Annotated in this window: 28 protein-coding genes and 1 pseudogene; 20 read left to right on the top strand and 9 right to left on the bottom strand. The window is 67.9% G+C overall.

Going from position 1 to position 25,430, the window contains the following annotated elements; genetic code table 11:
* Positions 1-100 precede the first annotated feature (100 nt).
* The 6 genes from ACM6JT_RS32275 (at position 101) to ACM6JT_RS32300 (ending at position 3,780) form a co-directional block, all read left to right on the top strand.
* On the top strand, positions 101-469 hold the full coding sequence (locus ACM6JT_RS32275) for a LysR family transcriptional regulator (RefSeq protein WP_034184489.1): 369 nt from the start codon (positions 101-103) through the stop codon (positions 467-469).
* Complete coding sequence (locus tag ACM6JT_RS32280) at positions 466-915, top strand: phosphate-starvation-inducible protein PsiE (protein WP_414857956.1); 450 nt, start codon at positions 466-468, stop codon at positions 913-915. Before ACM6JT_RS32275 ends, ACM6JT_RS32280 begins: the two co-directional genes overlap by 4 nt.
* 42 nt (positions 916-957) lie before the next feature.
* Positions 958-1,155: a hypothetical protein gene (locus tag ACM6JT_RS32285; RefSeq protein ID WP_034184487.1), complete on the top strand. Its 198-nt coding sequence runs from the start codon at positions 958-960 to the stop codon at positions 1,153-1,155.
* Between the two features lie 104 nt (positions 1,156-1,259).
* The gene (locus ACM6JT_RS32290) at positions 1,260-1,715 is read left to right on the top strand and encodes a DUF1269 domain-containing protein (RefSeq protein WP_034184486.1); all 456 of its coding nucleotides are present in this window, start codon (positions 1,260-1,262) and stop codon (positions 1,713-1,715) included.
* A gap of 32 nt (positions 1,716-1,747) precedes the next feature.
* Positions 1,748-1,996: a hypothetical protein gene (locus ACM6JT_RS32295; RefSeq protein ID WP_105391572.1), complete on the top strand. Its 249-nt coding sequence runs from the start codon at positions 1,748-1,750 to the stop codon at positions 1,994-1,996.
* Between the two features lie 359 nt (positions 1,997-2,355).
* Positions 2,356-3,780, top strand: a complete 1,425-nt coding sequence (locus tag ACM6JT_RS32300) for a PLP-dependent aminotransferase family protein (RefSeq protein ID WP_175747948.1) — start codon at positions 2,356-2,358, stop codon at positions 3,778-3,780.
* A gap of 46 nt (positions 3,781-3,826) precedes the next feature.
* Here ACM6JT_RS32300 and ACM6JT_RS32305 read toward each other — a convergent pair whose 3' ends face one another.
* Entirely contained in the window at positions 3,827-4,987 is a 1,161-nt protein-coding gene (locus tag ACM6JT_RS32305; protein ID WP_217589166.1) for an NAD-dependent formate dehydrogenase, read from the bottom strand.
* 252 nt (positions 4,988-5,239) lie between these two features.
* On the opposite strand from ACM6JT_RS32305, the gene ACM6JT_RS32310 reads away from it, so the two are divergent.
* From ACM6JT_RS32310 to ACM6JT_RS32320, 3 genes are all read left to right on the top strand, one after another.
* A complete protein-coding gene (locus tag ACM6JT_RS32310) occupies positions 5,240-6,772 on the top strand; it encodes an FAD-dependent oxidoreductase (RefSeq protein WP_414857957.1) in 1,533 nt (510 codons plus the stop codon).
* Positions 6,773-7,061: 289 nt separating this feature from the next.
* The gene (locus ACM6JT_RS32315) at positions 7,062-7,190 is read left to right on the top strand and encodes a hypothetical protein (protein WP_414858024.1); all 129 of its coding nucleotides are present in this window, start codon (positions 7,062-7,064) and stop codon (positions 7,188-7,190) included.
* Positions 7,191-7,220: 30 nt separating this feature from the next.
* Entirely contained in the window at positions 7,221-7,544 is a 324-nt protein-coding gene (locus ACM6JT_RS32320; protein WP_414857958.1) for a four-helix bundle copper-binding protein, read from the top strand.
* Between the two features lie 52 nt (positions 7,545-7,596).
* On the opposite strand, the gene ACM6JT_RS32325 is transcribed toward ACM6JT_RS32320, so the two are convergent.
* Positions 7,597-8,643: a sigma-54 interaction domain-containing protein gene (locus tag ACM6JT_RS32325; protein WP_105391568.1), complete on the bottom strand. Its 1,047-nt coding sequence runs from the start codon at positions 8,641-8,643 to the stop codon at positions 7,597-7,599.
* 350 nt (positions 8,644-8,993) lie between these two features.
* Here ACM6JT_RS32325 and ACM6JT_RS32330 point away from each other — a divergent pair, with 350 nt between their 5' ends.
* From ACM6JT_RS32330 to ACM6JT_RS32365, 8 genes are all read left to right on the top strand, one after another.
* Positions 8,994-10,361: a sigma-54-dependent transcriptional regulator gene (locus tag ACM6JT_RS32330; RefSeq protein WP_034184482.1), complete on the top strand. Its 1,368-nt coding sequence runs from the start codon at positions 8,994-8,996 to the stop codon at positions 10,359-10,361.
* 76 nt (positions 10,362-10,437) lie between these two features.
* Positions 10,438-12,744: an ATP-binding protein gene (locus ACM6JT_RS32335; protein WP_414857959.1), complete on the top strand. Its 2,307-nt coding sequence runs from the start codon at positions 10,438-10,440 to the stop codon at positions 12,742-12,744.
* Between the two features lie 353 nt (positions 12,745-13,097).
* The gene (locus ACM6JT_RS32340) at positions 13,098-13,490 is read left to right on the top strand and encodes a BON domain-containing protein (RefSeq protein WP_414857960.1); all 393 of its coding nucleotides are present in this window, start codon (positions 13,098-13,100) and stop codon (positions 13,488-13,490) included.
* Between the two features lie 27 nt (positions 13,491-13,517).
* Positions 13,518-14,543: an SDR family oxidoreductase gene (locus ACM6JT_RS32345; RefSeq protein WP_414857961.1), complete on the top strand. Its 1,026-nt coding sequence runs from the start codon at positions 13,518-13,520 to the stop codon at positions 14,541-14,543.
* Between the two features lie 34 nt (positions 14,544-14,577).
* Complete coding sequence (locus tag ACM6JT_RS32350) at positions 14,578-14,877, top strand: DUF2795 domain-containing protein (protein ID WP_034184478.1); 300 nt, start codon at positions 14,578-14,580, stop codon at positions 14,875-14,877.
* Positions 14,878-14,928: 51 nt separating this feature from the next.
* Positions 14,929-15,498: a hypothetical protein gene (locus ACM6JT_RS32355; protein ID WP_414857962.1), complete on the top strand. Its 570-nt coding sequence runs from the start codon at positions 14,929-14,931 to the stop codon at positions 15,496-15,498.
* Between the two features lie 133 nt (positions 15,499-15,631).
* Complete coding sequence (locus ACM6JT_RS32360) at positions 15,632-16,198, top strand: DUF4142 domain-containing protein (protein ID WP_414857963.1); 567 nt, start codon at positions 15,632-15,634, stop codon at positions 16,196-16,198.
* A gap of 53 nt (positions 16,199-16,251) precedes the next feature.
* Positions 16,252-16,860 (top strand): DUF892 family protein, encoded by a 609-nt coding sequence (locus ACM6JT_RS32365; RefSeq protein ID WP_105391561.1) that lies wholly within the window; start codon positions 16,252-16,254, stop codon positions 16,858-16,860.
* Between the two features lie 91 nt (positions 16,861-16,951).
* On the opposite strand, the pseudogene ACM6JT_RS32370 reads toward ACM6JT_RS32365, so the two are convergent.
* The 3 genes and pseudogenes from ACM6JT_RS32370 to ACM6JT_RS32380 all read right to left on the bottom strand — a co-directional run.
* Positions 16,952-17,098: pseudogene (locus ACM6JT_RS32370) on the bottom strand (divalent metal cation transporter); the annotation flags it as partial.
* Positions 17,099-18,307, bottom strand: coding sequence for an MFS transporter (locus ACM6JT_RS32375; RefSeq protein WP_414857964.1), 1,209 nt, complete (start codon positions 18,305-18,307; stop codon positions 17,099-17,101).
* A gap of 46 nt (positions 18,308-18,353) precedes the next feature.
* Positions 18,354-18,614: a DUF4148 domain-containing protein gene (locus ACM6JT_RS32380; protein ID WP_131949612.1), complete on the bottom strand. Its 261-nt coding sequence runs from the start codon at positions 18,612-18,614 to the stop codon at positions 18,354-18,356.
* 221 nt (positions 18,615-18,835) lie between these two features.
* Here ACM6JT_RS32380 and ACM6JT_RS32385 point away from each other — a divergent pair, with 221 nt between their 5' ends.
* From ACM6JT_RS32385 to dctA, 3 genes are all read left to right on the top strand, one after another.
* Positions 18,836-19,675 carry a LysR family transcriptional regulator gene (locus tag ACM6JT_RS32385; protein WP_414857965.1) on the top strand — a complete coding sequence of 280 codons (840 nt, stop codon included), beginning with the start codon at positions 18,836-18,838 and terminating at the stop codon, positions 19,673-19,675.
* Between the two features lie 88 nt (positions 19,676-19,763).
* A complete protein-coding gene (locus tag ACM6JT_RS32390; protein ID WP_034184669.1) occupies positions 19,764-20,687 on the top strand; it encodes a LysR family transcriptional regulator in 924 nt (307 codons plus the stop codon).
* A 43-nt stretch (positions 20,688-20,730) separates the two neighbouring features.
* Complete coding sequence (dctA, locus tag ACM6JT_RS32395) at positions 20,731-22,053, top strand: C4-dicarboxylate transporter DctA (RefSeq protein WP_414857966.1); 1,323 nt, start codon at positions 20,731-20,733, stop codon at positions 22,051-22,053.
* Positions 22,054-22,077: 24 nt separating this feature from the next.
* Here dctA and ACM6JT_RS32400 read toward each other — a convergent pair whose 3' ends face one another.
* The 4 genes from ACM6JT_RS32400 to ACM6JT_RS32415 form a co-directional block, all read right to left on the bottom strand.
* Positions 22,078-22,860: a substrate-binding domain-containing protein gene (locus tag ACM6JT_RS32400; protein ID WP_414857967.1), complete on the bottom strand. Its 783-nt coding sequence runs from the start codon at positions 22,858-22,860 to the stop codon at positions 22,078-22,080.
* Positions 22,861-22,905: 45 nt separating this feature from the next.
* Complete coding sequence (locus ACM6JT_RS32405; RefSeq protein ID WP_034184471.1) at positions 22,906-24,201, bottom strand: MFS transporter; 1,296 nt, start codon at positions 24,199-24,201, stop codon at positions 22,906-22,908.
* A gap of 193 nt (positions 24,202-24,394) precedes the next feature.
* The gene (locus ACM6JT_RS32410; protein ID WP_414857968.1) at positions 24,395-24,877 is read right to left on the bottom strand and encodes a PRC-barrel domain-containing protein; all 483 of its coding nucleotides are present in this window, start codon (positions 24,875-24,877) and stop codon (positions 24,395-24,397) included.
* Between the two features lie 95 nt (positions 24,878-24,972).
* Positions 24,973-25,404, bottom strand: coding sequence for a CBS domain-containing protein (locus tag ACM6JT_RS32415; protein ID WP_034184469.1), 432 nt, complete (start codon positions 25,402-25,404; stop codon positions 24,973-24,975).
* Between the last annotated feature and the right edge of the window lie 26 nt (positions 25,405-25,430).

Raw genomic sequence — 25,430 nt, forward strand, 5'->3', positions numbered from 1 at the left:
GCGCAGCTGTACTCCTGGCATGCGCGGCGCTGTGCTCTTGAGCGTGCGTGCCGCGTGCAGTAGATTAGGTCCCGCTGCGCCGCCGACGAGGAGCGTCACCATGAACCTGCTGGAAGCGATGCGTGTTTATGTCGCGGTGGTCGAGCATGGCGGCCTGTCCGGCGCCGCGTCCGCACTGAAGCTCGGCGACGCGCAGGTGAGCGACCGGATCGACCGTCTCGAACGGTATCTCGGCTGCCGGCTGCTGCTGTGCCGCGAGCATGGCGACGTGGCATGCACCGACGCCGGTGTCGCGTTTTACGCGTGCTGCCGGCGGACGCTGTCCGCGGTCGAGCAGGCGACCGGCGCGGCCGGTGCGGCCCGCGCGCCGGCGCCGGATGCGTTCGATGCCGCGCATTGCACTGCGCATTGCATGGATTTCCCGCCGTCCGGTACCGCTCACGCATCTTCATACCGACCGTCACCTTGAATACGTCTACCGTTTCCTGTTCGCCGTCCGAGCGCATCCGTCGCCGCTTCGGCCATTTCCTTCACACGGCCGAACTGGCCGGGCTGATCGTGATCGGTCTCGCGACCGCGTTCGCGATGACGCAGGAAGCATGGAAGGTCGTGCTCGCGGGCGAGGTGTCGCTGACCGACCTGCTGCTGATGTTCCTGTATCTGGAAGTGCTCGCGATGAACGTGCGCTACCTGCGGCTCGGCCGGCTGCCCGTGCGGTTTCCGCTGTTCATTGCGATGACGTCGCTTGCGCGCGACCTGATCCTGCGCGGCGCGACCGACAGCCCCGAGCGGATGCTGATGACGACCTTCGGGATCGTGCTGCTCGCGGTGGGCGTGCTGATCCTGAGCTTCGGTCAGCATCGCTTTCCGGCCGACGTCGACGATGTCGAGGAGGATGCGCATGTGGGCCGGTGACGCGAGAACGGTATGCATGATGTCTCTGCAGGAGGGTGCCGGATGAGCACGGATTCCGTCGCAACGAAGCAGGCGAACGAATTGCAGCACGCGTCGTCGGACGCGTACCGGCAGGCACGCGACGCGCGTGACGCCGATCCGGCGCGCGCACGTGCGCCGTTCGTCGTCGCGATGCAGCGGGCGGCCGCGCATGCGTATGTCGAGGCAGTCCGCGCGCGTGTCGAAGCAACAGGCATCTGAATGAACGCCGGGTTGCCGGCGCACCGCGCGCGTGCGGCCCCGGATCGTCGCGCTGCGCGATGTGCAGCGGCCGCGCATGCCCATCTATACGAGAGAGGTGTCGAATGACCCAGCAATTGATCGTCGCCGTGTTCGGCAGCGTCGACACGGCCCGTCAGGCCGCGAACGATTTCGAGGCGCTGTCGGAGAAGAATGAAGGATTCCACATCGAAAACGGTGTCATCGTCGAAAAGGACGCGGCCGGCAAGCTCGCGGTGCTCGCCGCCGAATCGCGGCCGTTCAAGGGCGGCGTGATCGGTGCGATCGCGGGCGGCCTGCTCGGGATCCTCGCCGGGCCGCTCGGCGTGGTCACCGGCATGGCGGCAGGCGCGGGCGCCGGCATCCTCGCGGACGCAGCCGGCAACGCGCTGCTCGACGGCACGTTCGTCGAGACGGTGGCCGCGCGGCTCGTGCCCGGCAGCGTCGCGATCATTCTCGAGGCGAAGGAGGCCACGCCATTCTCGGTCGACAACGTCGTGACGGGATTCGGCGGCAAGGTCTTCCGCCAGGCGCTCGGCTGAGCGCCGCGTTCCAACCGCTTCTGGAGAACAGCATGCGCATCGATCAATCGTACCGTCGCTTCGACATCGCGGCGACGCTGTCGCCGCTGCCGGGCAACCGCGCGATCGCGACCGTCGACGTGACGACCGACGATCCGGCCCGCATCGCCGATCTCGGCACCGGCTATTTCCTGCAGATCCGCAAGTGGGTCGAGTCGAACGACGTTGAGCAGCTGACGGTGGTGTTCGACGAGTGCAAGGTCGCGATCGACCACTACGCGGACAACGTCGACGACGCGTGAGTTCGCGCGTCGCCACGCTATACGCGCATCGAGTCGTCGCCGGCTGACGGCAATCGGAAATGCAAGACGACTTGTGCTGGCACAGCGCGGTGCCGCACCGGGCGTTTGAATCTGTTCACCACGCCAACCGGATTTGGCGTTTGATCGCCAAACTGTCACTTACATTCGTCGAAATGACGCAGTAGGATGCCGATCCTTGTCTTGATGGGATCCGCATTGCTATCCGCCTTCAATTTCGGTAACGGACGAGGCTCGAACCGGGACGCCCGCGGCCAGGCACGGCTATCCGGCTTCGTGCATCGGCGCGGCCGGGTCGCGCACGCGTCCCGGGCCGGTTCACCGCTGGCGGGGCGAGGCGGATGAAGCTCTACGAGAAATTTGCGAACGACATAGAGAGACTCATCCGGCAACGCGTGTATCGACACGGCGATCGTGTGCCGTCGGTGCGGCAGGCGAGCCAGCAGCACCGGATCAGCATCACGACCGTGCTGCATGCATACCTGCTGCTCGAAAGCCGCGGGCTGCTGGAAAGCCGGCCGCAATCGGGCTATTTCGTGAACCTGCGTCGCGACGACGGTCATGCGCCGGTGCGCGAACTGCGGCCGTCGAAGCCGATCGCGATCTCGTCGTCGGTGGATGTGAGCCGACTCGTGCTGTCGACGCTGCGCTCCATCGGCACCGACGACGCGGTGCCGCTCGGCTCGCCGTATCCGGACCCGAGCCTGTTCCCGTTCGAGAAGCTGAACCGCTATGCGTATGCGGCCGGCCGCGACAAGTCGCTGTGGGGCGTGACGGACGGGCTGCCGCCCGGCCATCCGCGGCTGATCCGGCAGATCGCGCGCCGCTACCTGGAAAACGGGATGTCGGTGGACCCGAACGAGATCATCGTGACGGTCGGCGCGACGGAGGCGATCAACCTGTGCCTGCAGGCGGTCGCGAAGCCGGGCGACACGATCGCGGTGGAGTCGCCGACGTTCTACGCGATGCTGCACGCGATCGAGCGGATGGGGATGAAGGCGATCGAGGTCGCGACGCATCCGGAATACGGGATCGACATCGCCGCGTTGGCCGCGATCGCGAAGTCGCAGCCGATCGCCGCATGCATGGTGATGCCGAACTTTCAGAACCCGTTGGGCTTCCAGATGCCCGACGAGCGCAAGCGCGAGCTGGTTGAGTTCGCAACGAAAGCGGACCTGCCGATCATCGAGAACGGCGTGTACAACGAACTGTACTTCGGCAACATGCATCCGAGCACGCTGAAGTCGTTCGACCGCAACGACATCGTGCTGCATTGCTCGTCGTTCTCGAAGAGCCTGACGGCTGCATATCGGATCGGCTGGGCGCTGCCGGGTCGTTATCGCGAACAGGTCGAGAAGCTGAAATTCCTGAACACGCTCGCGACGCCGTCGCTGCCGCAACTGGCGATCGCGGAGTTTCTCGAACGTGACGGCTACGAGCATCACCTGAGGCGGATCCGCAAGGCGTACGCGCAGCAGGCGAACCTGATGCGCGCGATGGTGTCGCGGTTCTTTCCGGAGGGCACGCGCATCTCGAGCCCGGCCGGCGGGTATGTGCTGTGGGTCGAACTGCCTGCGCAGGTCGATGCGATGCGGCTGTATCAGCTTGCGCTGGAACAGGGGATCACGATCGGGCCGGGCTACATGTTCTCGATTACGGATAGCTATCGGAACTTCATCCGGCTGAACTACAGCAGCCCGTGGTCGCCGGAGATCGAGCAGGCGGTGATCGCGGTCGGCAAGCTCGCCGCGTCCTGCATCGGCTGACCGCGCGGGCGCGTGCCACGACACGCAACCCGCGCGTTGTGTTACGTCAGGTCAGCCGGTACGATTGCGCGCCCGTTCCCGCCAGCGTGCCGCCGTCGACGATCAGGTAATCGTTCCGGATCGGCTTGCCGTCGAACCAGCATTGCAGGATCTCCAGCGTGCCGGCCGCATAGCGCGCCTGCGCGGACAGCGACGTGCCCGAGATGTGCGGTGTCATCCCGTTGAACGGCATCGTGCGCCACGGATGGTCGGCCGGCGCAGGCTGCGGAAACCACACGTCGCCGCCATAGCCCGCGAGATGCCCGGACGTGACGGCGCGCACGACCTCGTCGCGGTCGACCAGCTTCGCGCGTGCGGTGTTGATCAGGTATGCGCCGCGCTTCATCCGCGCGATCATCGCCGCGTCGAACAGGTGCTCGGTCGACGGGTACAGCGGGATCTGCAGGTTGACGATATCGACGGCGCCGGCGAGCGACGCTGCATCGGCGTGATACGTGAGCGCGAGCTCCTGCTCGATCGCGGTGTCGAGCCGGTGCCGCTGCGTGTAGTGCAGATGCAGGCCGAACGGCTTCAGCCGGCGCAGCACCGCGAGACCGATGCGCCCCGCGCCGACCGTGCCGAAATGCATGCCTTCGACGTCGTAGCTGCGCGACACGCAATCGGCGATGTTCCAGCCGCCTTGCTGCGCGATCGCATGCGACGGCAGGTAGTTGCGCACCAGCGCGAGCGTCGTCATCACCACGTGTTCGGCCACGCTGATGCTGTTCGAGCCGGTGACTTCGGCGACGGTGATGTGCGCGCGCGCCGCGGCGTCGAGATCGACGTGATCCGAGCCGATGCCGGCCGTCAGCGCGAGCTTCAGCTTCGGCGCGCGGGCGATCCGTTCGGCCGTCAGGTACGCGGGCCAGAACGGCTGCGAAATCACCACGTCCGCTTCGGGCAGCCGGCGCTCGAATTCGGAGCCGGGGCCATCCTTGTCGCTCGTCACGATCAGCGTGTGACCGTGCGCTTCCAGATAGTCGCGCAACCCGAGCGCGCCGGATACCGAGCCGACGAGTTCGCCGGGCCGGAAGCCGACGGGGGCGGCCGGCGTCGGCGCGGTTTGTCCGTCCGCGTATTGCGCGACGACCGGAATCGCGTCGCGCACGTAGCGCGGCGGATAGCCTTCGACGGGATCGGGGTAGAGCACGCACAGGACGGTGGCCATCGGAAGCGCTCCTGGTAACGGAATGAAGGCGGGGCGGCACGCGGATTGCGCGGGCCGCGCGGGAGTACGCGCGGAACTACGATTACACGGCGGCCGCGTGTTGCGCCGCAACGTCGATGACGTTCTACGCCGGTCATGGATCGCGTACAAGCTACAGTCCGTGTTTGCGTGCGCTGCGGGGCGTCTGTACCTGTTCTTTTCATGAAGGACGCCGATAATGGGATCGTTACCTGACTCTGCGGGAGCGATGTCATGTCCGGAAGCGATTCCTCGTCTTCACACCCCGATCTCGCGCAGGGCATCGCGCTCGACGACATCGCCGACGGCGCGATGATCGAGGGCCATGTCGGCGACGCAGCGGTGCTGCTCGTGCGCCGCGCCGACGAACTGTTTGCGGTGGGCGCGCAATGCACGCACTACGGCGCGCCGCTGGCCGACGGCCTGCTGGTCGGCGACACGATCCGCTGCCCGTGGCACCACGCGGCGTTCTGCCTGCGCACCGGCGCGCGGCTGCGCGCGCCGGCGCTCGACGGGCTGCCGTGCTGGCGCGTCGAACGCCGCGATGGCCGCGCCGTCGTGCTCGATGCACGGCCGGCCGCCGCGCCGCCTGCGCTGAACGCGGCCGGGTTGCCCGCATCGGTGGTGATCGTCGGCGGCGGCGCCGCTGCGATCGCAGCCGCCGTGACGCTGCGGCAGGAAGGTTATCCGCATCCCGTCACGCTGCTGAGTGCCGACCGCGATCCGCCGTACGATCGGCCCAATTTGTCGAAGGACTATCTCGCGGGCACGGCCGATGCCGACTGGCTGCCGCTGCGCGCGCCGTCGTTCTACGCCGACCATCGAATCGACGTGCGGTGCGGCACGCGTGTTGAACGAATCGATCCCGCGCAGCATGCGGTCGAGCTGGCCGACGGCAGCCGCGTCGGATACGGCGCGCTGCTGCTTGCAACGGGCGCCGAACCGAACCGGCTGACCGTGCCCGGTGCCGATCTGCCGCACGTGTGCGTGCTTCGCTCGCTCGCCGACTGCGACGCGCTGATCGGCAAGCTGAAAACGGCGCGGCGTTGCGTCGTGGTCGGCGCGAGCTTCATCGGGCTCGAAGCGGCCGCTGCGTTGCGCACGCGCGGGCTCGACGTGCATGTCGTCGCACCCGATGCGCAACCGATGGCACACGTGCTCGGCGAAGCGCTCGGCGGCACGATCAAGGCGCTGCACGAATCGCATGGTGTCGTGTTCCATCTCGGCGCGACGCCCGCGCAAATCTCACCGGACAGCGTGACGCTGTCGACCGGCGACGTGCTGCCGGCCGATGTCGTGGTGGTCGGCATCGGCGTTCATCCGAACGTTGCGCTCGCACAGGACGCGGGGCTCGCGGTCGAGCGCGGCGTGACGGTCGACCGTTTCCTGCAGACGAGTGTGCCCGACATCTACGCGGCCGGCGACATCGCACGCTGGCCCGATCCGCTGACGGGCCAGCGCATTCGCGTCGAGCACTGGGTCGTCGCCGAGCGGCAGGGCATCGTCGCGGCGCGCAACATGCTCGGGCAGCAGCAGCCGTTCGATGCGGTGCCATTTTTCTGGAGTCAGCATTACGACATGACGATCAACTACGTCGGGCATGCGGAGCAATGGGATCGCGTCGAGATCGACGGCGACCTCGGCGCGCGCGACTGCTCGATTGCGTACTGGCGCGGCGACACGCGGCTCGCGGTCGTGACGATCGGCCGCGATCTCGACAGCCTGAAGGCGGAAGCGGCATTGGAGCGGCAGATTGCAGCCGCGTGACAGCGGCCCGAATCCGGCGGTGCTGCGCGCCGTATGACACGCAGTCGTGCGTCCGCGTGACGGCCGTCACGCAGCGCCTGATGGGGATGATTCTCGCGGCGATCGCGATGCAGATGATCGTCGCGAGCCTGAAGGCCGCGTTCGCGCTGCCGCGTTGAAGGCGCCGCCCGACTCGTCGAAAACCCGCCGCTGTTTGACCCGACGCCAGCGCCGTTGCCCGGGCGCGCGCCTTGCTCGATCAGTTCGACGGTCACGTTCGCCGTCCCGCTTTCGACAACGAGGGCCGCACATGAAAGCCGTCATATTTCACGGCATGGGCGACATTCGCATCGATACGGTGCCCGACCCGGTTATCGCCGATATGGCCGATGCGGTCGCACGCGAACCGGGCCGGATGAAGGTGCAGCTCGAACCCTGACGAATGCGAACCGGAACGAGGAGCGATGCGATGGACGATCGATACGACAACTGCATGGCTGCGTGCGACGCGTGTGCGCACGCGTGCGATACGTGTATGGCCGCATGCCTCGCGGAACCCGACGGGCATGCGCTGGCGGCCTGCATCGCGCTCGATATCGAATGCGCGCAGCTGTGCCGCTTCGCGTCGGGCGCGATGGCGCGCCGCAGTGCGCTCGTGCCGAGCGTGTGCGCGCTGTGTGCGCAGGCGTGCGACCTGTGCGCGACCGAATGCCTGCTGCACGCACACGATCATTGCCGCAATTGCGCGCTCGCGTGCGAAACGTGCGCAGCGATGTGCCGCGCGATGGCGTGAGCATGCGCGGTCACGGGGCGCGCTGAACCCGGTGCGCGATGCGCTGCCGTGCTCACTGATTCAGTGCGCCCGGCGGCGGGGCTGCGCTCGCGCTGGTGGTGGCGATGGCGTCACCGGGGTTCGGTGCCGCCGCGCCGTTCACCGCGCTGCGCTCGTGCTCGGGCAGCAGCGCGAGACGGTTGTACAGCGTCTTCAGGCTGATGCCGAGCGCCTTCGCGGTGCGCGGCTTGTCGCCGTTGAAATGCCGCAGCGATGCGGCGATGAAGCGCTGCTGCGTGTGCGCGAGCGTCGTGCCGATATGCAGCGTCATCGCGTTGTGGCGCACTTCCTCGTGCGGCGGCTGGCGGCGCGGCAGTTGCAGGTCGATCTGCTCGTCCGCGAGGATGAACGCACGCTCGAGCGCATTGCGCAGTTCGCGCACGTTGCCGGGCCACGTATACGCGCGCAGCGCCTTCATCGCCTGCATCGACAGGCGCTTTCTCGTGCGGTGCCGCGCGTTCAGCCGCTCGACGATCTGCAGTGCGATATCGCCGACGTCGTCCTCGCGCTGCCTGAGCGGGGGCACATGCAGCGCGATCATTGCGATCCGGTAGAACAGGTCTTCGCGCAGCCGGCCGCTGCGCACGGCCTCGACGGGGTCGTGATGCGTGGCCGCGACGATCCGCACGTCGAGCGGAATCGATTCGTGGCCGCCGACGCGCACGATCGTGTTCGATTCGAGCGTGCGCAGCAGCTTGACCTGCAGCTCGCCCGGCATTTCCGCGATCTCGTCAAGGAACAGCGTGCCGCCGCACGCGGCTTCGAACATGCCCACATGCTGTGCGACCGCGCCGGTGAAGCTGCCTTTTTCGTGACCGAACAGGTGCGATTCCGCTATGTCGGGCGCGATCGCGCCGCAGTTGACGGGGACGAACGGCCCGCGCCGCCGCGGGCTCAGGTCGTGCAGCAGGCGCGCGACGATGTCCTTGCCCGCGCCGCTTTCCCCGACGATCAGCACGCTGGCGTGCGTGGTCGCGACGCGCGACACCTTCAGTAAAAGGGCCTGGATCGTACGCGAGCGACCGAAGAGCCGCGCGCCGTCATCGCCGGTTTTCGCCATGGCGCGATATCGAATCAGGAAGATTTGACCGAATATTGTGGAGGTCTGATGAAAAATCGACGTGGCATGCGTCGATTTCCTGTAGGGAGCTTACCTTTTATACCAACGGCGCGACATTGAATCTGGCAATGCGGGCCACCGCGACAGATAGATTTATTCGATGGGCGATGAATGCGCGACCGCGGTCTCCTATACTTCCAAGCAGCATTTTTCATTGCAGGACGGCCGATCCGCTCATTGGTGTGCAGAGCGGAAGGCGTCGCCATGTGCCGGCCGCGCGTGCTGCGCCGCATATCCGTCGCGGTACCGGCCAGCGCCCGCGCCGGGCCGCCTCTCACCAGGAAGCCTCGATGCCCTATGTCCTGATCGTCGAAGACGATGCCGATACGCGCACGATGCTCGCGACGCTCGCTCGCACGCAACAGCTCGCATGCGATACGGCCGCGACGCTCGAAGAAGCGCGCACGCTCGTCACGACGCATACCCCCGATCTCGTGCTGTGCGATCTCGTGTTGCCGGACGGCAACGGCATGGATCTGTTCGACGCGTTGCCGAAACGATCGCACTGCGAAATGGTGTTGACCACCGGCCACGCGAGCCTCGAAACCGCGATCGACGCACTGCGGCGCGGCGCGACCGACTATCTCGTGAAGCCGCTGAACATGCAGCGGCTGAACAGCATCTTCGCGCGCGTGCCGCGCACGACCGCGCTGCACGAAGAGATTGCCGAGCTGCGCTCGGAGCTGAAGCGCCTCGGGCGTTTCGGCCGCATGCTCGGCAGCTCGCCCGCGATGCAGACCGTCTACGATGCGATCGGCCGCGTCGCACGCACCGAGGCGTCGGTGTTGCTGACGGGCGAATCGGGCACCGGCAAGGAACTCGCCGCGCAGACGGTGCACGACCTGAGCCTGCGCCGCCGCGGCCCGTTTCTCGCGGTGAACTGCGGCGCGATCGCCGCGAACCTGGTCGAGAGCGAGATGTTCGGCCATGACCGCGGCAGCTTCACGGGCGCGGAGCGCCAGCACAAGGGCTTCTTCGAACGCGCGGACGGCGGCACGCTGTTTCTCGACGAGATCACCGAGATGCCGGTCGAATCGCAGGTCAAGCTGCTGCGCGTGCTGGAGACGGGGCGGCTCACGCGGCTCGGCTCGACGCGCGAGATCGACGTCGACGTGCGCATCGTCGCCGCGACGAACCGCGATCCGGAAGCCGCGATGGCGGACGGCAAGCTGCGGCCCGACCTGTTTCACCGGATCAACGTGTTTCCGATTCCGTTGCCGCCGCTGCGCGAGCGCGGCGACGACATCCCGATGCTCGCCGACGCGTTCCTGCAGCATTTCAACGAAGAGAGCGGCCGGCATCTGCGCTTCGCGCCGGCCGCGCGCGAAGCGCTGAAGACCCACGAATGGCCCGGCAACGTGCGGGAACTGCGCAACTTCGTGCAGCGCGCGAGCATCTTCAGCGATGCGGACGTGATCGAGACGCTGCCGCCGCCGATCATGGAAGAGCTGTCGAACATGGTCGATTCGCACGAGGATCGCGTGACGGTGCCGTTCGGCACGCCGCTCGAGGAAGTCGACCGGCGGCTGATCCTCGGCACGATCGCGCAATGCGGCGGCGTGAAGGCGCAGGCGGCCGAAGTGCTCGACGTCAGCCTGAAGACGATCTACAACCGGCTCGCGCAACTGGAAGACGAAGCGGACAAGCCGGATTCCTGATGCCGCCGCGCCCGCGCCCGTGCACCCGTTCCCGCGTGGCGTCGCGCATCGTCGTCGCGCGGCAGGAGCGTATCCGATGATCGACTTCTCGCGAATGCGCGCCGGGAATTACGCAACGGCCGTGATGCTGGTCGCGATCGCGACCGTGCTGCAGGCGCTCGCGATCCGCTTTGGCGGCGTGAACCTGCCGTTCGTCCTCTACTATCCGTTGCTCGCGGGCGCCGCGTGGGCCACTTCGTTCCTGTTCGGAATGGTGGCGACCGTGATCAGCGGCATGCTCGTGTGGACGCTGTTCCTGTCCGATCCGGCTGCCTATACGGAGCCGCTGCCCGAGCGGCTCGTCCGGCTCGGGATGCTCGTGCTGGTCGGCGCGCTCGTCTGCGCGATTGCGTCGATGCTGCGGCACGCGCGACTCACGAACGAACACGCGCGCCGGCGCGAAGCGGCCGCGCATCGGCGGCTCGCAGCCATGTTGCAGGCGCTGCCGCATGGTGTGATCGCAACCGATACGAACGGACGGCTCACGTACATGAACGCGGCCGCGGCCGCACTCGTCGGCTGCACGCCGGGCGATGCGACGGGCCGCGCCGCGCGCGACGTGCTGCGGGTGTTCGATCGCGCCGGCCGCCGCGTGCCTGCGACGCCGCTCGATCGCGCGCTCGGCGGCGCGGGCGTCGTGTCCGATCAGCACTGGCTGCATGCGGACGGCCGCGAGCCGGTGCCGATCGTCGAGGTCGCGTCGCCGATCGCCGATACCGACGGCAACATCGACGGCGCGGTGCTGCTGTTGCGCGATGCCGGCGCGGATCGTTCGCGCGTCGACGCGTCGCGGCTGCAGCGCGCGGTGGTCGACGCATCGCCGGACGCGATCGTCGGCGTCGATGCCGACGGCCGCATCGTCAGCTGGAACCCGGCCGCGCAGCGCCTGTTCGGCTATGACGAAGGCGATGCGCTCGGGCGCGCGTTCGAATCGCTGGTCGCGATGCGCTGGCTGAAACGCAGGCCGTTCGCCGAATTGTTCGACGATATGCGCGAACCGGTCGGGCCGATCGACCTGCTGTGCGTGCGACGCGATGGCCGGCGCTTTCGTGCGACGGCGGCGGCGGGCCCGGTGAGCGGCGACGCGCGTGCGTGCGTCGCGCTGTCGCTGACATTGCGCGAAACCGGCGCGCAGCGCCTGCGCGACCTGCGCACGCTGCGCTCGCTGCAGCGCGCGCGCCATGCACGCGACCAGGCCGATACGTCGAACCGCCTGAAGGACGAATTGCTTGCGACGGTGTCGCACGAATTGCGCACGCCGCTGAACGTGATCTACGGCTGGGTCGAGGTGTTGCGCAACTCGGGCGACGACGCGCTGCAGCAGCAGGCGATCGACGCGATCGACCGCAGCGCGCGCTCGCTCACGCGGATGGTCGGCGACATCCTCGACGCATCGTCGCTCGCGACCGGCAAGCTGCAGCTCGACGCGATGCCGGTGGATGTCGTGCGGCTGTTCTCCGACTCGGTCGGCGCGTTCCAGACGGCCGCGTCGTCGGCCGGTATCGTGCTCGAGTTCGAATGCACGGCGGCCACCTGCATCGTGTCGGGCGATGCCGAGCGGCTGCGGCAGATGCTGTCGAATCTCGTGTCGAACGCGCTCAAGTTCACGCCGAGCGGCGGCGCCGTGACGGTCGCGCTGGCGCGTGTCGATACGCGCGTGGTGCTGACCGTGTCCGACACCGGGCAGGGTATCGCGGCGGAGTTCGCGCCGTTCGTGTTCGACATGTTCCGCCGTGCGGACGATTCGCCCGCGTCGTCGCGGCGCGGCCTCGGGCTCGGCCTGTCGATCGTGCGGCATATCGCCGAACTGCACGGCGGCAGCGTGGCCGTCCAGAGCGCGGGCCGCAATCGCGGCGCGACGTTTACGGTGACGCTGCCGGCCGGCTGGCAGCCGATGGGCGCGATGGCCTGGGGGATCGCGCAGGCGGATGGCCGTCACGAGCCGCTCGTGCTGGATACGCAGCGCATCCTGATCGTCGACGACGATGCAACGACGCGCGCAAGCCTGACCGCCGCGCTGACCACGTTCGGCGCGACCGTCGCGATCGCGTCGTCGGGCCGGGAAGCGCTCGCGGTGGCCGCCGACATGCGGCCGACCGTCGTGCTGTCCGATCTCGCGATGCCGGACGGCGACGGCTTCTGGTTGCTCGACGCGCTGCGGCGCAGCGCGATGAACGGCGACGGTGCGCTGACCGACCTGCGGGTGCTGGCCGTGACCGCGCACGCGGGCCTCGCCGACGAACGCCGCGCGCTCGAAGCCGGGTTCGAAGGTTATCTGTGCAAGCCCGTCGACGTGCGCGAACTGGCACGCAAGATTGCGCAGATAACGAAGCGCAACGGTTGACGCCGCGCATGCGGTAGCGCGCCGTCGCGCCGAGGATTCCACAGGCATATCTTTCCCGCGCCGGCGCGGGTTCGCCGATCGATGCGATTCCCTGCATGATGTCGCCGCCGATGCAGATGGGCGCGTCGACGCGCGCCCGTTGCCCACCCAATACACGCCTGTTACCCGCCCGTTACCCATCGCCGGGCAATCGTCATGCCCGGCAGATACACGCCGAAAAAATTACAACGCATTGGATGAAAGCACCTCCACAAGGCGCCACGCGCGTGCATGCGGCGCCGGCGCCGCGGCACGCGCCTTGCGCGGGTGACACGTGCCCGCCGGCCATGCCGGCCCGACGAAAGGAGGTCACGATGAGGATATTCCCGCTGCAAGCCCGTTCCGCGCGATCGGGCAGTTACCCCGCGAAGCGCATCGGCATGGCCGTCGCGATTGCCGCGGCCACGGCATGCGCAATGGTCGCGCCGAACGTACTCGCCGCCGGCGACGACAGCGCCGCGTCGTCGTCGCATTCGACGACCGGCACGAAGATCCGCGACGCGACGATCACGACCAAGGCGAAGGCCGAACTCATCGGCACGAGCGGCCTGACGGCCGGCGACATCCATGTGAAGACGCGGCGCGGCATCGTGACGCTGACCGGCAGCGTGCCCGACGAGCAGCAGCGTACGCAGGCCGTCGGCGTCGTGAAGCAGCTCGACGGCGTACGGAGCGTGCGCGATCAGCTGACCATCCGGCCCAAGTGACGTCGGCGCCGTAACAGGAGTCCAGTCATGAACTGCATGCTCAAACCGGTCGGCGAGCAGACGATCGTGATTACCGGCGCGACCAGCGGCATCGGCCTCGTCACCGCGCGCAAGGCGGCACGGCGCGGCGCGAAGCTCGTGCTGTTCGCACGCAACCAGGAGGCGCTGAACACGCTGTGCGACGAAATCCGCCAGCACGGCGGTCTCGCGGTGCCGGTCGCCGGCGACGTCGGCAACATCGAGGATCTGCAGCGCGCGGCCGCGACCGCGGTCGATACATATGGTGGTTTCGACACGTGGATCAACAACGCGGGCGTGTCGATCTTCGGCACGGCGGCTGCCGTGCCGCTCGAGGATCAGCGGCGGCTGTTCGATACCAACTACTGGGGCGTCGTGCATGGGTCGCTCGTCGCGTCCGACCATTTCCGGCGCAAGAGCGATTTCCACGGAGGCGCGATCATCAACATGGGCAGCGAGGCGTCCGACGCGCCGGTGCCGCTGCAAAGCGCCTACGTCGCGTCGAAACATGCGGTGAAGGGCTTCACCGATTCGCTGCGGCTCGAAATGGAAGCGGACCACCTGCCCGTATCCGTCACGCTGATCAAGCCGGCAGCGATCGACACGATGTTCGTGATGCACGCGAAGAACTACATGAACGTCGAGGCGAAGCTGCCGCCGCCGATCTACGACCCCACCCTCGTCGCCGACGCGATCCTGTTCGCGGCCGCGCACGCGCGCCGCACGCTGTTCGTCGGCGGCGCCGCGAAATTCGCGTCGGCGAGCGCGTACCACGCGCCGCACCTGTTCGATCGCGTCGCGGCCACGCTGTTCTCGCGCGGCCAGCGCACGGTGCGGCCCGCGCGGCCGCGCGACGACAACGCGCTGTACGAGTCGCGCCACGCGCTGCACGAGCGCGAAGGCATGGACGGGCCGGTGCTGCGCGGTTGCGCGTACAACACGGTGGTGCAGCGGCCGGAGGTCGCGGGTGCGGTCGCGCTGGGCGCGGCGCTCGTGGTCGCCGCGCTCGCGCGTTCGCGACGCGCTTCCACGTGAGCCGAGCCCGGCATTTTTTCCGAAGGAGGCTTCGATGACATCCCGATTGCATACGGGCCACGAACTCAGTCGCTCGCGTTCGCACGAAGGCGAGCGCGCGGTGCAGGACCGCGACAAGGGCGGCCACCAGGCAGGGCACGGCAAGGCGCCGGGCCCGGTCGACATCCGGAAGACGCTGAAGGGGCTCGACTATCCGGCGAGCAAGGCGGACGTCGTCCAGTGCGCGGAGCGCGCGCATGCGGACCGCGGCGTGATCGACCTGCTCACGCGCATTCCCGATCGCGAATACGGCACGCCGGCGTCCGTGTCGAAGGAACTCGGGCGGCTGATGTGAGCGCCGCCGTGCCGCGCCGTACGCCCGGCGCACCGTTACGAGGAGACGAACATGGCGATGATCGTCGCAGGCCGCTTCACGACGTTCGATGAAGCGGAAGGCGGGGCGCGCTATCTGTACGAACGCGCGTTCGGCCCGGACGACGTGTCGATCTTCTTCCTGAACCCGGGCGGTCAGCACGCGCGCTTTCCGATCGGCGGCGACGTGTATGCCGACTCGGCGGCTAAGCCGGGCGGCCGCGGCGCGATGATCGGCGCGATGCGCGGGTTGCTGATCGGCGCCGTCGCGGGGCTGGCCGTTTACGCACTCGGCGTGCGCGAGTGGTTCGTACCGGCCGCCGGCGCGCTGGCCGGCGCGTATCTCGGCGCGTTCGGCGGCGCGCTCGGCCGGATGCGCGGCGAGCGCGCCGAAGGCAAGGGCGCGCTCGCGCACAGCGACACCGGCGTGATCCTGGCCGCGCGCGTGACGTCCGATACCGCGAACACGGCGGAGGGCGTGCTGCGCGCGAGCGGCGCGATGTCGATCGAGCGCGTCGAAGGCGACTGGCAGGACGGCGAATGGCGCGACTTCGATCCGGTGCGCCGGCCGGACGACGCCGCGCCGGGGAGCAGGACGAACTGATCGGCTGCAACGTGCCGCTCGTGTCCGATTTCGCGAGCGGCGGGACGGGCCGGACGTCGCGCCCGAACGACGGTTCGATCGCCGGCGGCTGGCGGTTGCCCACCACGGCCGCCCCCAAGCAAGGAGAAATCGCATGAAGTACTTCAACTGGACGATCGCGGCACTCGCCGCGCTCGCTGTCCCGGGCCTCGCGCATGCGCAGATGCCGGGCGGTGTGATCGACCCGTCGTCGGGTGCAGGCGACGCGCGGATCGCGAAGGCGCCGCAAGGCAGCGACGCGGAATTCATCGACAAGGCCGCGATCGCCGGCAAGGCCGAGGTGCAGGCGAGCCAGCTTGCGCTGAAGCAGGCGCAGTCGCCGGACGTGCGCGCGTTCGCGCAGCGCATGGTGGCCGATCACGGCAAGGCGAACGCGCGGCTGAACGAGATTGCCGCGCGCAAGGGCATGAAGCCGCAGGCCGATCAGATCGCGGACCCGGACGTCGAAGCGCTGCGCGGCAAGAGCGGCCGCGATTTCGACGTCGCATACGTCGCGGCGGCCGGCCCCGATGCGCACCGCAAGGCCGTCGCGCTGTTCGAAGGCGAGGCGCACGACGGCAGGGACGCCGAACTGCGCGCGTTCGCGAGCACCGCGCTGCCGACGCTCAGGCATCACCTGAGCATGGCGCAGGCGCTCGAACGCAAGGTGGGCGCGCAATAACGCGTGCCCGTTCAACCCCGGGCCGCATGCGCGGCCGTATCCTGGAGACATTCATGGCACACCGGCAACAGAAGCACGAAGGCATCCGCGAACTGCTTTGTCAGGCGTATGAAACCGAGCTTGGCGGCGCGAAGATCTACGAGGCTGCGCTGCAGTGCGCGACCGACGAGGATTTGCACAAGGAATGGGAGAAGTACCACCGCGAGACGCTGCATCATCAGGAGGTGCTGCGCAAGGTGTTCGACGCGCTCGGCATGGACCCCGACGCGCAGTCGCCCGGACGCAGCGCGGTGGCAGCCACCGGGAAGTCGCTCGTCCACGTGATCGAGCAGGCGCGCAAGCAGGCCGATCCGGCCGTCGCGCAGGTCGTCGCGGCCGAATGCGTGGTGCTCGCCGAGACCAAGGACCATCTGAACTGGGAACTGATCGGCTATGCGGCGGACCAGTTGTCGGGCGATGCCGCGAAGGTGCTGAAGGGCGCGCACGACGAGGTCGAGGCCGATGAGGATCACCACCTGTACCACACGCGCGGCTGGGCACGCGAGATGTGGATCGAGTCGATGGGCTTCAAGGCCGTGCTGCCGCCGCCGGAGGAAGTGAAGAAGGTCGAGTCGGCGGCCGATGCGGCACGCGCCGAACGTTCGCGCGGCAAGATGATGTGACGGGCTGATGTGACGGGCGCGCCAGCCGGGCAGCGGCGGATTGCCGGCGGCCCGGCTGCCATCACGTGCCATCACGTTGTGGGCGCAACGATTCGACCGAGCCGGATCGCGTCAGCATGTCGACGACCATCCACAGCGTGTTGAAGCCGAACTGGCTGCCCGCCTGCGCGTAGACGGCGACGTTGCTCGGGTCGGCGTCGGATGCGCCCGCGAGCAGGCCCGGGCCGAGCCGCCGGTATCACGGCTTGGCGGCCGCGCGCGGCACGGCGGCGCGTCCGGCCGCGCACGCCAGCACGCCGGCGAAGACGAGCAGCGCCGCGCTCGTCGCGAACGTCGCCCGATAGCCGTGCGCGTCGTACAGCAGGCCGCCCGTCGTCGCGCCGAGCGCGATCGCGAGCTGCACGACCGCGACCATCAGCCCGCCGCCGGCTTCGGCATCGTGCGGCAGCGTGCGCGCGAGCCACGTCCACCAGCCGACGGGCGCGGCCGTTCCGGTCAGCCCCCACAAGGCAAGCAGGCCCGCGGTGGCCGCCGTCGACGCGCCGCACCATGCGAGCGCGACGGCGATCGCCGCCATCAGCAGCGGGGTGACGACGAGCGTCCGGTAGAGCGCGTTCTTCAGGAACGCACCGATCAGGATCGTCCCCGCGACACCGGCCACGCCGATGACGAGGAGCATCAGCGACAGCGCGGTATGGCCGACGTGCGTCACCGTTTCGAGGAAGGGGCGCAGGTACGTGAACAGCGCAAACTGCCCCATGAACAGCAGGTTGACGGCCGCCATGCCGAGCGCGACCGGCCGACGGGCGAGCAGCGTCAGCGCATTGGCCGGCGCCGCGCGTGACGCGGTTTTCATTGGCGGCAGGCTGACGAGCTTCCAGCCGAACGCGATCGCCGCGATCGGCACGACGCAAAAGAACGCCCAGCGCCAGCCGACGATGCCGCCGAGAAAGCTGCCGAGCGGCGCGGCGGCGACGGTCGCGAGCGCATTGCCGCCGTTGACGATCGCGAGCGCGCGCGACACCTGCGCATCGGGCACCAGGCGCATCGCGGTCGCGGCCGACATCGACCAGAAGCCGCCGATCGCGATGCCGATCAGCGCGCGCCCCGCGATGAAGGCGGGGTAGTTCGGCGCGAGTGCGACGACCGTGCCGGACACGATCGTCAGCAGCGTCAGCACGAGCAGCAGCCGCTTGCGGTCGCGCCTTCCGGCCAGCGACGCGATCAACAGGCTCGTCGCGAGCGCGAATGCACCGGACACGGAAATCGCCTGGCCCGCCCGGCCTTCGCTGATATGCAGGTCGCTCGCGATCGGCGTCAGCAGGCTGACCGGCATGAATTCGGACGCGACGAGCACGAACGCGCCAAGCGCCATCGCGAGGACGGCGCCCCATGCGGCGGGGCGAACGGTCGCGTCGTCGCGATCGGAGGTGGAAGCGGCTTGCATCGTCGACATCGGCTCGGGTCGGGTGGAATCGCGGCGCAAACGCGCGTCAGTCGCAGCGGGCGCCGGCCGTGCTGCGATCGGCCACGCGGGTGCGGCCACCGGCATCGCGCGCGCCGGTTACGCTTGCAGCCGCGGCCTGTGCGTCGTCGACCCACGTGCGCGGATTGGCGCGCGCCGGATTGAAACCGGCGGCTTCGTAGCGAATCATGTCCTCGCGCACCTGCTCGCGCGTCAGCCCGAGCGCATGAGCGAGCAACGGGCTGGAGGCGGCAAGCGCGACTGCGAAAAAGCGAAGAAGAGGTTTCACGAGCGGGCTCCGGGAAAGAATGCGTGGACGGTCCCGACGCGTGCGGTGGCCGCGCGGGAACCGGAAGGCTTCGCAGTCTATCGGCTCGAACCCGATCGATTAAGTAGCACGGCGCGCTTGGACTTATAAGCTGCGCCGATGAATCGGCGGAAGTCGCGTCGGGCGGTCCCGGGCGGTGTCGGTGCTAGGATGGGCGTCCGTTTCGACAGGAGCCGCCCGACATGCCGCGCGAAAACCTCAACGATCTGCTCGTGTTTCTCGCGGTGGCGCGCGACCGGAGCTTCACGCGCGCGGCGGCCCGGCTCGGCGTGCGGCTGCTGACGCGCACGACACGCAGCGTGTCGACGACCGAAGCAGGGGAAGAACTGTTTCAGGCCGTCGCGCCGCGCATCGACGAAATCGAAATGAAGCTCGCCGCCGTGTCCGATTTCCGCGACAAGCCGGCCGGTGTCGTGCGCATCACTGCCACCGAGCATCCGATCGACACGATCGTGTGGCCGAAGCTCAGGAAAGTGCTGCCCGATTTCCCGGACATCCGCGTCGAGCTGTCGGTCGACTACGGGCTGTCGAACATCGTCGAGGAACGCTACGACATCGGCGTGCGTTACGGCGACCAGGTCGCGAAGGACATGATCGCGGTGCGCATCAGCCCGGACATCCGGATGGCGATGGTCGCGTCGCCCGCCTATCTCGACGGTCGCAAGCCGCCGAAAACGCCGCAGGACCTGCTCGACCACGACTGCGTGACGCTGCGGCTCGCGACCGCGAAGGGCATCTATGCGTGGGAGCTGAAGAAGGGCAGGAACGAGATCCAGGCGCGCGTGAACGGACGGATCACCTGCAATACGCAGCCGCACATGGTGCAGGCCGCGCTCGACGGGTTCGGGATCGCGTTCGTCACCGAAGACATCGTACTCGAACACGTGCGCAGCGGCACGCTGCGCATCGTGATGCCGGACTGGTGCCCGGTCTTTCCCGGCTATCACGCGTATTATCCGAGCCGCCGCCAGGCATCGCGCGCGTTCTCCGTCGTGATCGATGCGCTGCGGCACCGCGCGTAGCAGGCGTCGGAGCCGGGCATCTCCCGGCTGGGTGAGCTTGCCCGAATCATGCAAAATACCCGGCATCTGAAATGTGGAGACGTGGTCCGTGGGAATCAACTTCGATTTGACCGATTTGCAGGCGTTTCGCGCGGTGGTGGAGCTGGGAAGCTTCCGAAAGGCTGCCGACGCGATCAGCATTTCGCAGCCCGCGCTGAGTCGCCGGATCGACAAACTCGAGGAAGCGCTCGGCGTGCGGTTGTTCGAGCGCACCACCCGCAGCGTTACGCTGACCACCGTCGGGCGCGTGTTCGCGCCGAGCGCCGAGCAACTGCTGGACGATCTCGACGTCGCGCTGCTCGGCATCCGCGACGTTTCGTCGAGCCGCCTCGGTCATGTGACGATCGCATGCGTGCCGTCGGTGGCCTACTACTTCCTGCCGAACGTGATCGCGAGCTATCATCGCCGCTTTCCGCGCATCAGGGTCAAGCTGCTGGATGCGAGCGCGAACGACGTGCTGGGCGCGGTCATCAGCGGCGAGGCCGATTTCGGCGTGAGTTTCATGGGCAGCCAGGAGCCGGAGATCGAGTTCAAACTGCTGCTGCAGGAACGATTTGTTGCCGCGTGCCGGCGCGATCATCCGCTCGCGCGCAAGAAGCGCGTGACCTGGAACGAGCTTTACGAGTACGAGTATGTGTCGGTGGACAAGACTTCCGGCAACCGCCTGCTGCTCGACCAGGCATTGACGACCGTCGCGCCGCGGGCGCCGAGCGTGTGCGAGACGCGCCACGTGACGACCCTGCTCGGATTGATCGAAGCCGGGCTCGGCGTCGCCGCGGTACCGTCGATGGCGATGCCCGGACACGACCATCCCGTGCTCACGAGCGTGCCCCTGGTCGAACCGGTGGTCAAGCGCCGGGTGGGCATCGTGAAACGGCGCGGCCGCGCGCTGACGCCGGCCGCGGAGGAGTTTCACCGGGCGATCGTCGACGCGAAACGCGCCGGTGCGGCAAGCGGCGACGCATCCCGATGACGACGATCGGGCCTACGGCCGGAACATCGGGGAGCACCGCATCGTGAGGCTGGCAAGACCGCTTCGTTCGCTCTACGTGCAGGTTCTGCTGGCGATGGTGCTCGGCGTGAGCGTCGGCCACTTCTGGCCGTCGGCGGGCGCGCTGCTCAAGCCGCTCAGCGATGCATTCGTCGGCCTCGTGCGGATGATGATCGCGCCGATCGTGTTTTGCACGATCGTCTCCGGCATCACGTCGCTGGCGAACGGCAAGGCCATCGGGCGCACGATCGTGCGCGCGCTGGTGCTGTTCTATCTGCTGACCGCCGCCGCACTCGCATTCGGGCTCGTCACCGCGTTCGTGCTGCGGCCCGGCGCCGGCATGCACGTCGACGTGCGCCATCTCGATTCGAGCATCCTCGCGCAATATGTACGGCATGCGCAACCGCACGGGCTCGTCGAGTTCGCGCTGAGTGTGATCCCGGACACGATGCTCGGCGCGTTCCGCACGGGCGAGGTGCTGCCGGTGCTGCTGCTGTCGCTGCTGTTCGGTTTTTCGCTGAACGCGTATCCGCAGGCCGGTCGGCCCGTGCTGGCGCTGATCGACGGCGTCGCGCAGATCGTCTTTCGCGTGCTCGCGATGATCATGCGGCTCGCTCCGCTCGGCGCATTCGGCGCGATGGCGTTCACGGTGGGCCGCTTCGGCATCGGCTCGGTCGGCTCGCTCGCGAGGCTGATGGCGTCGTTCTACGTTGCCTGCGTGCTGTTCGTTGCGCTGGTGCTTACGCCGCTCGCACGACTGCACGGTTTCGCGTTGTGGCGGCTGTTGCGCTACCTGCGCGAGGAATTGCTCATCGTCCTCGCGACCTCGTCCACGGAGCCGGTGTTGCCGCGGCTGATCGTCAAGCTGGAGTCGCTGGGGTGCGACAAGGGCGTCGTGGGGCTCGTGCTGCCGGCCGGCTACTCGTTCAACCTGGACGGCACCGCGATCTACCTGACGCTCGCGGCGTTGTTCATCGCGCAGGCGTGCGACGTGCCGCTTTCCGCGCCGCAAATCGCGGCGATGCTCGCCGTCATGCTGCTCACGTCGAAGGGGGCGGCCGGCGTGTCCGGCAGCGGGCTCGTCGCGCTCGTCGCGACGCTCGCCGTGATGCCCGACCTGCCGGTTGCCGGGGTCGCGCTGCTGGTCGGCATCGATCGCTTCATGTCCGAGGCGCGCGCGCTGACGAGCGTGATCAGCAATGCGTGCGCGGTGATCTTCGTTTCGTCGTGGGAAGGGGAGTGCGATCGTGCGCGGCTCGCGCGGGTACTGAGCGCGGCCGAGCCGGCGAACCTCGACTGCGCCGATGATGCCGCGGACAACGCCGGGCGCGACGGGAAGGCTGTCTGACGCACGCCTTCCCGTGGCTCGTGCTCAAGGGGCGGAGACGGAATCCAGTCCGGTCGACTTTACTTGCGCCTGCACGTCGGGCGATGCGAGATAGTCGAGGAGTGCCTTCGCTTCCTTTGGATGTTGCGCGCCGACGGGGACGCCGGCGGCGAAGCGTGTGACGGACTGCAGCGATTCGGGAATCTTGCCGACGAAGGTCGCGCCCTGGACGGGCAGCAGTTCGCTCACCTGCTGGAAGCCGATTTCGTAGTCGCCGTTCGCGACCACGGACGCGACCGGAATCCGCGGGATCATCTTCGCCTTCGATTTCATCTGATCGTCGATGCCGAGCTTCCTGAACAACTCCCGCTCGATGTAGACGCCGCTCGCGCTATCCGAGTAGGCGACCGACTTTGCATGCAGCAGCGCTTGCTTCAGGCCTTCGGCCGAGCTGATGTCGGGTTTCGCCGCGCCGTCGCGCACGACCATGCCGATGCGGGAATCGGCCAGCTCGACGCGCGATTCGGGGATTACCTTGCCTTGCGTGATCAGGTCGTCGAGCGCGTAGCCGACCATGATCACCGCGTCGGCAGGCTCACCGCGCGCGAGCCGGTTCGGAATCGCTTCGGGCGCCTTGCCCATCGACGGGCCGAGCGCGGTGTCGAGCGTGTTGCCCGTGCGGGACGCGAACTGCGGGCCAAGGAGCTTGTAGGCCGCGGTGAAGCCGCCCGAGCTCATTACGTGCAGCTCGGCGGCCTGTACATTCGCGGTGACTGCGGCGGTGGCGACGAGCGCGGTCGCGCACAGTTTCAGGAGCGGGTTTTTCATGGTTGTCGTCGTGCGGAGTCGGGGCAGGTTGCTCGGTTTGGGGCTTCAGTGCGCGGGCGTCAGCGTCGGCGTCCGGCGGCGATAGAGGGCGAACGTCGCCAGCAGCGCGCACACCGCGGCGAGGCTCATCCAGTAGCCCGGCGCAGCCTTGTCGCCGGTCATGTGAATCAGCGCCGTCGAGATGGCGGGCGTGAAGCCGCCGAATACGGCCGTCGCGAGGCTGTAGGCGAGCGAGAAGCCTGCCACGCGCACCTCCACCGGCATCACTTCCGTCAGCGCGACGATCATCGCGCCGTTATAGATCCCGTACATGAACGACAGCCACAGAAGGACGAGCAGCATGTTGACGAACGACGGCGCATGAGCGAGCAGCGACAGCGCAGGATAGGCGGTCGCGATCGCGAGCACCGTCATGCCGACGAGCAGCGGCCGGCGGCCGATCCTGTCCGACAGCGCACCGCCGATCGGAAGCCACACGAAGTTCGACACGCCGACGCACAGCGTCACGAGCAGGCTGTCCGCGGTGCTCAGGTGCAGAACCGTCTTGCCGAAGGTCGGCGCGTAGACCGTGATCAGGTAGAAGCTCGTGGTCGTCATCGCGACCAGCATCATGCCTGCGAGAACCACGCCCCAGTTCTGGACCAGCGTACCGAACACTTCCTTCATGCCGGGACGATGCCGGCGCGCCTTGAATTCCTGCGTTTCCTCCAGGTTGCGACGCAGCATGAAAATGAACGGCACGATCGTGCAGCCGACGAAGAACGGCACGCGCCATCCCCATGCGGCGATGGCCGATGCGCTGAGCCATTGATTGAGCGCGAAGCCGAGGCCCGCCGCGACGACGATCGCGACCTGCTGGCTGGCCGACTGCCAGCTCGTGTAGAAGCCCTTGCGGCCGGGCGTGGCCATCTCGGCAAGATAGACCGACACGCCGCCCAGCTCGGCACCTGCCGAAAAGCCCTGCAGCAGTCGCCCGATCAGCACGAGCGCGGGTGCGAGCAGGCCGATCGTCGCGTAGCCCGGTACGAACGCGATCAGGATGGTGCCGCTTGCCATGATGGCCAGCGTGACGATGAGGCCCTTGCGGCGGCCGACGTCGTCGATGTACGCGCCCAGCACGATCGCGCCCAGCGGCCGCATCAGGAAGCCGGCGCCGAACACGGCGAACGTCATCATCAGCGAAGCGAACTCGCTCGCGGCGGGAAAGAACACGGCGGCGATCTGCGTCGCATAGAAGCCGAACAGGAAGAAGTCGAACTGCTCGAGGAAGTTGCCGGCCGTGACGCGGAATACCGCGGCGGCCTTCGAACGTCCGGTCGGAAGGCTGGGCGAGGGGTGCATCGGGGGTGTCTCCAGAAAAATTCAGGCAACGCGCGGAAGGCGATCGATTGTCGTTTTGGCAATGTTCGCCCGGAGACGGAGAAACGATAAGTGCGATTTTTGGATGGATTGATGTCGTATGGTTATCAATGGGGTCGGCCGGCAGACGAAAAAAGCCCCGCATGCGCGGGGCGTGTCGGCCGGTCGCGAACGATCAATGAGGGTCGCGGGTGCGCGGATTGTTCAGTTCCTCGGTCGGATCGGTCAGCCCGAGCTCGTCGCCGGGGCTCCAGTACGGCGCACTGCCGTAATACTCGTGCAGCGGCTCGGCCCATTGCGGATCGGCCATCGCCGGCCAGTGGTCCTTGTCGAAGCCGGGGGCGTTCCTGATCCGCTCCGACGACACCGACAGCAGGAAGCACTTGCGCTCGGTGTCGAGCGTCAGCGCGCTCCACGGGATCGCGAGCAGCTTGTCGCCGATGCCGAGCAGGCCGCCGCTCGACAGCACCGCGTACGCGATGCGGCCCGAACGCACGTCGAGCATGATGTCCTTGATCTTGCCGACGTCGTCGCCGTCGGTCGTATAGACCTTGTCGCCTTCCAGCGTATTGGCCGCCATGACGTCGGGGCCGGGACCGGCCGCCGTTGCGGCGCCCTTGCCGATGATGCGGGTCTGACCTTGATTGGAAGTCTGCATGGTGTTTCCTCCAGGCTGCGTGGTGCGCGATCGTGCCCGGGCGGGCCGCGGGTCGCGCGGGTGGTCGGGACGGGGCGAAGCACAGGCTCGACCCGTCACGTCTGCCTCGGCTGCGACACGCCTTCGAGCGTGTTCGCGACGTCGTCGTGCGTCGGGCCGGCCGAGCGCGTCGCGATGTCCGCGAGCGACAGCATGCCGACCAGCCGCTTGTCGTGATCGACGACGGGCAGGCGGCGCAACTGCGCGTCTGCCATGTAGTGCTGGATCTCTTCCAGCGAATCGTCGTCGAAGCACCATTCGATCGGGCCCGACGCGACTTCGTGAATCCGCGTCTCCGGCGGCTTGCCGGCCGAGATCGCGCGCACTGCGAGATCGCGGTCCGTCACCATCCCGATCAGCCGGTTGTTGTCGCACACGGGCAGCGCGCCGATGTCGTAGCGCTCCATCAGTTGCGCGGCATGGCGGATCGAGTCGGTCGGCGCGATGCACACGACGTCCTGCGACATGATTTCGTTGACGCGATGCATGAAAGTCCTCCTTGCAGGTTGGGGGG

Source organism: Burkholderia sp. IT-111MI5, assembly GCF_949752865.1.
Lineage (GTDB): Bacteria > Pseudomonadota > Gammaproteobacteria > Burkholderiales > Burkholderiaceae > Burkholderia > Burkholderia pyrrocinia_C.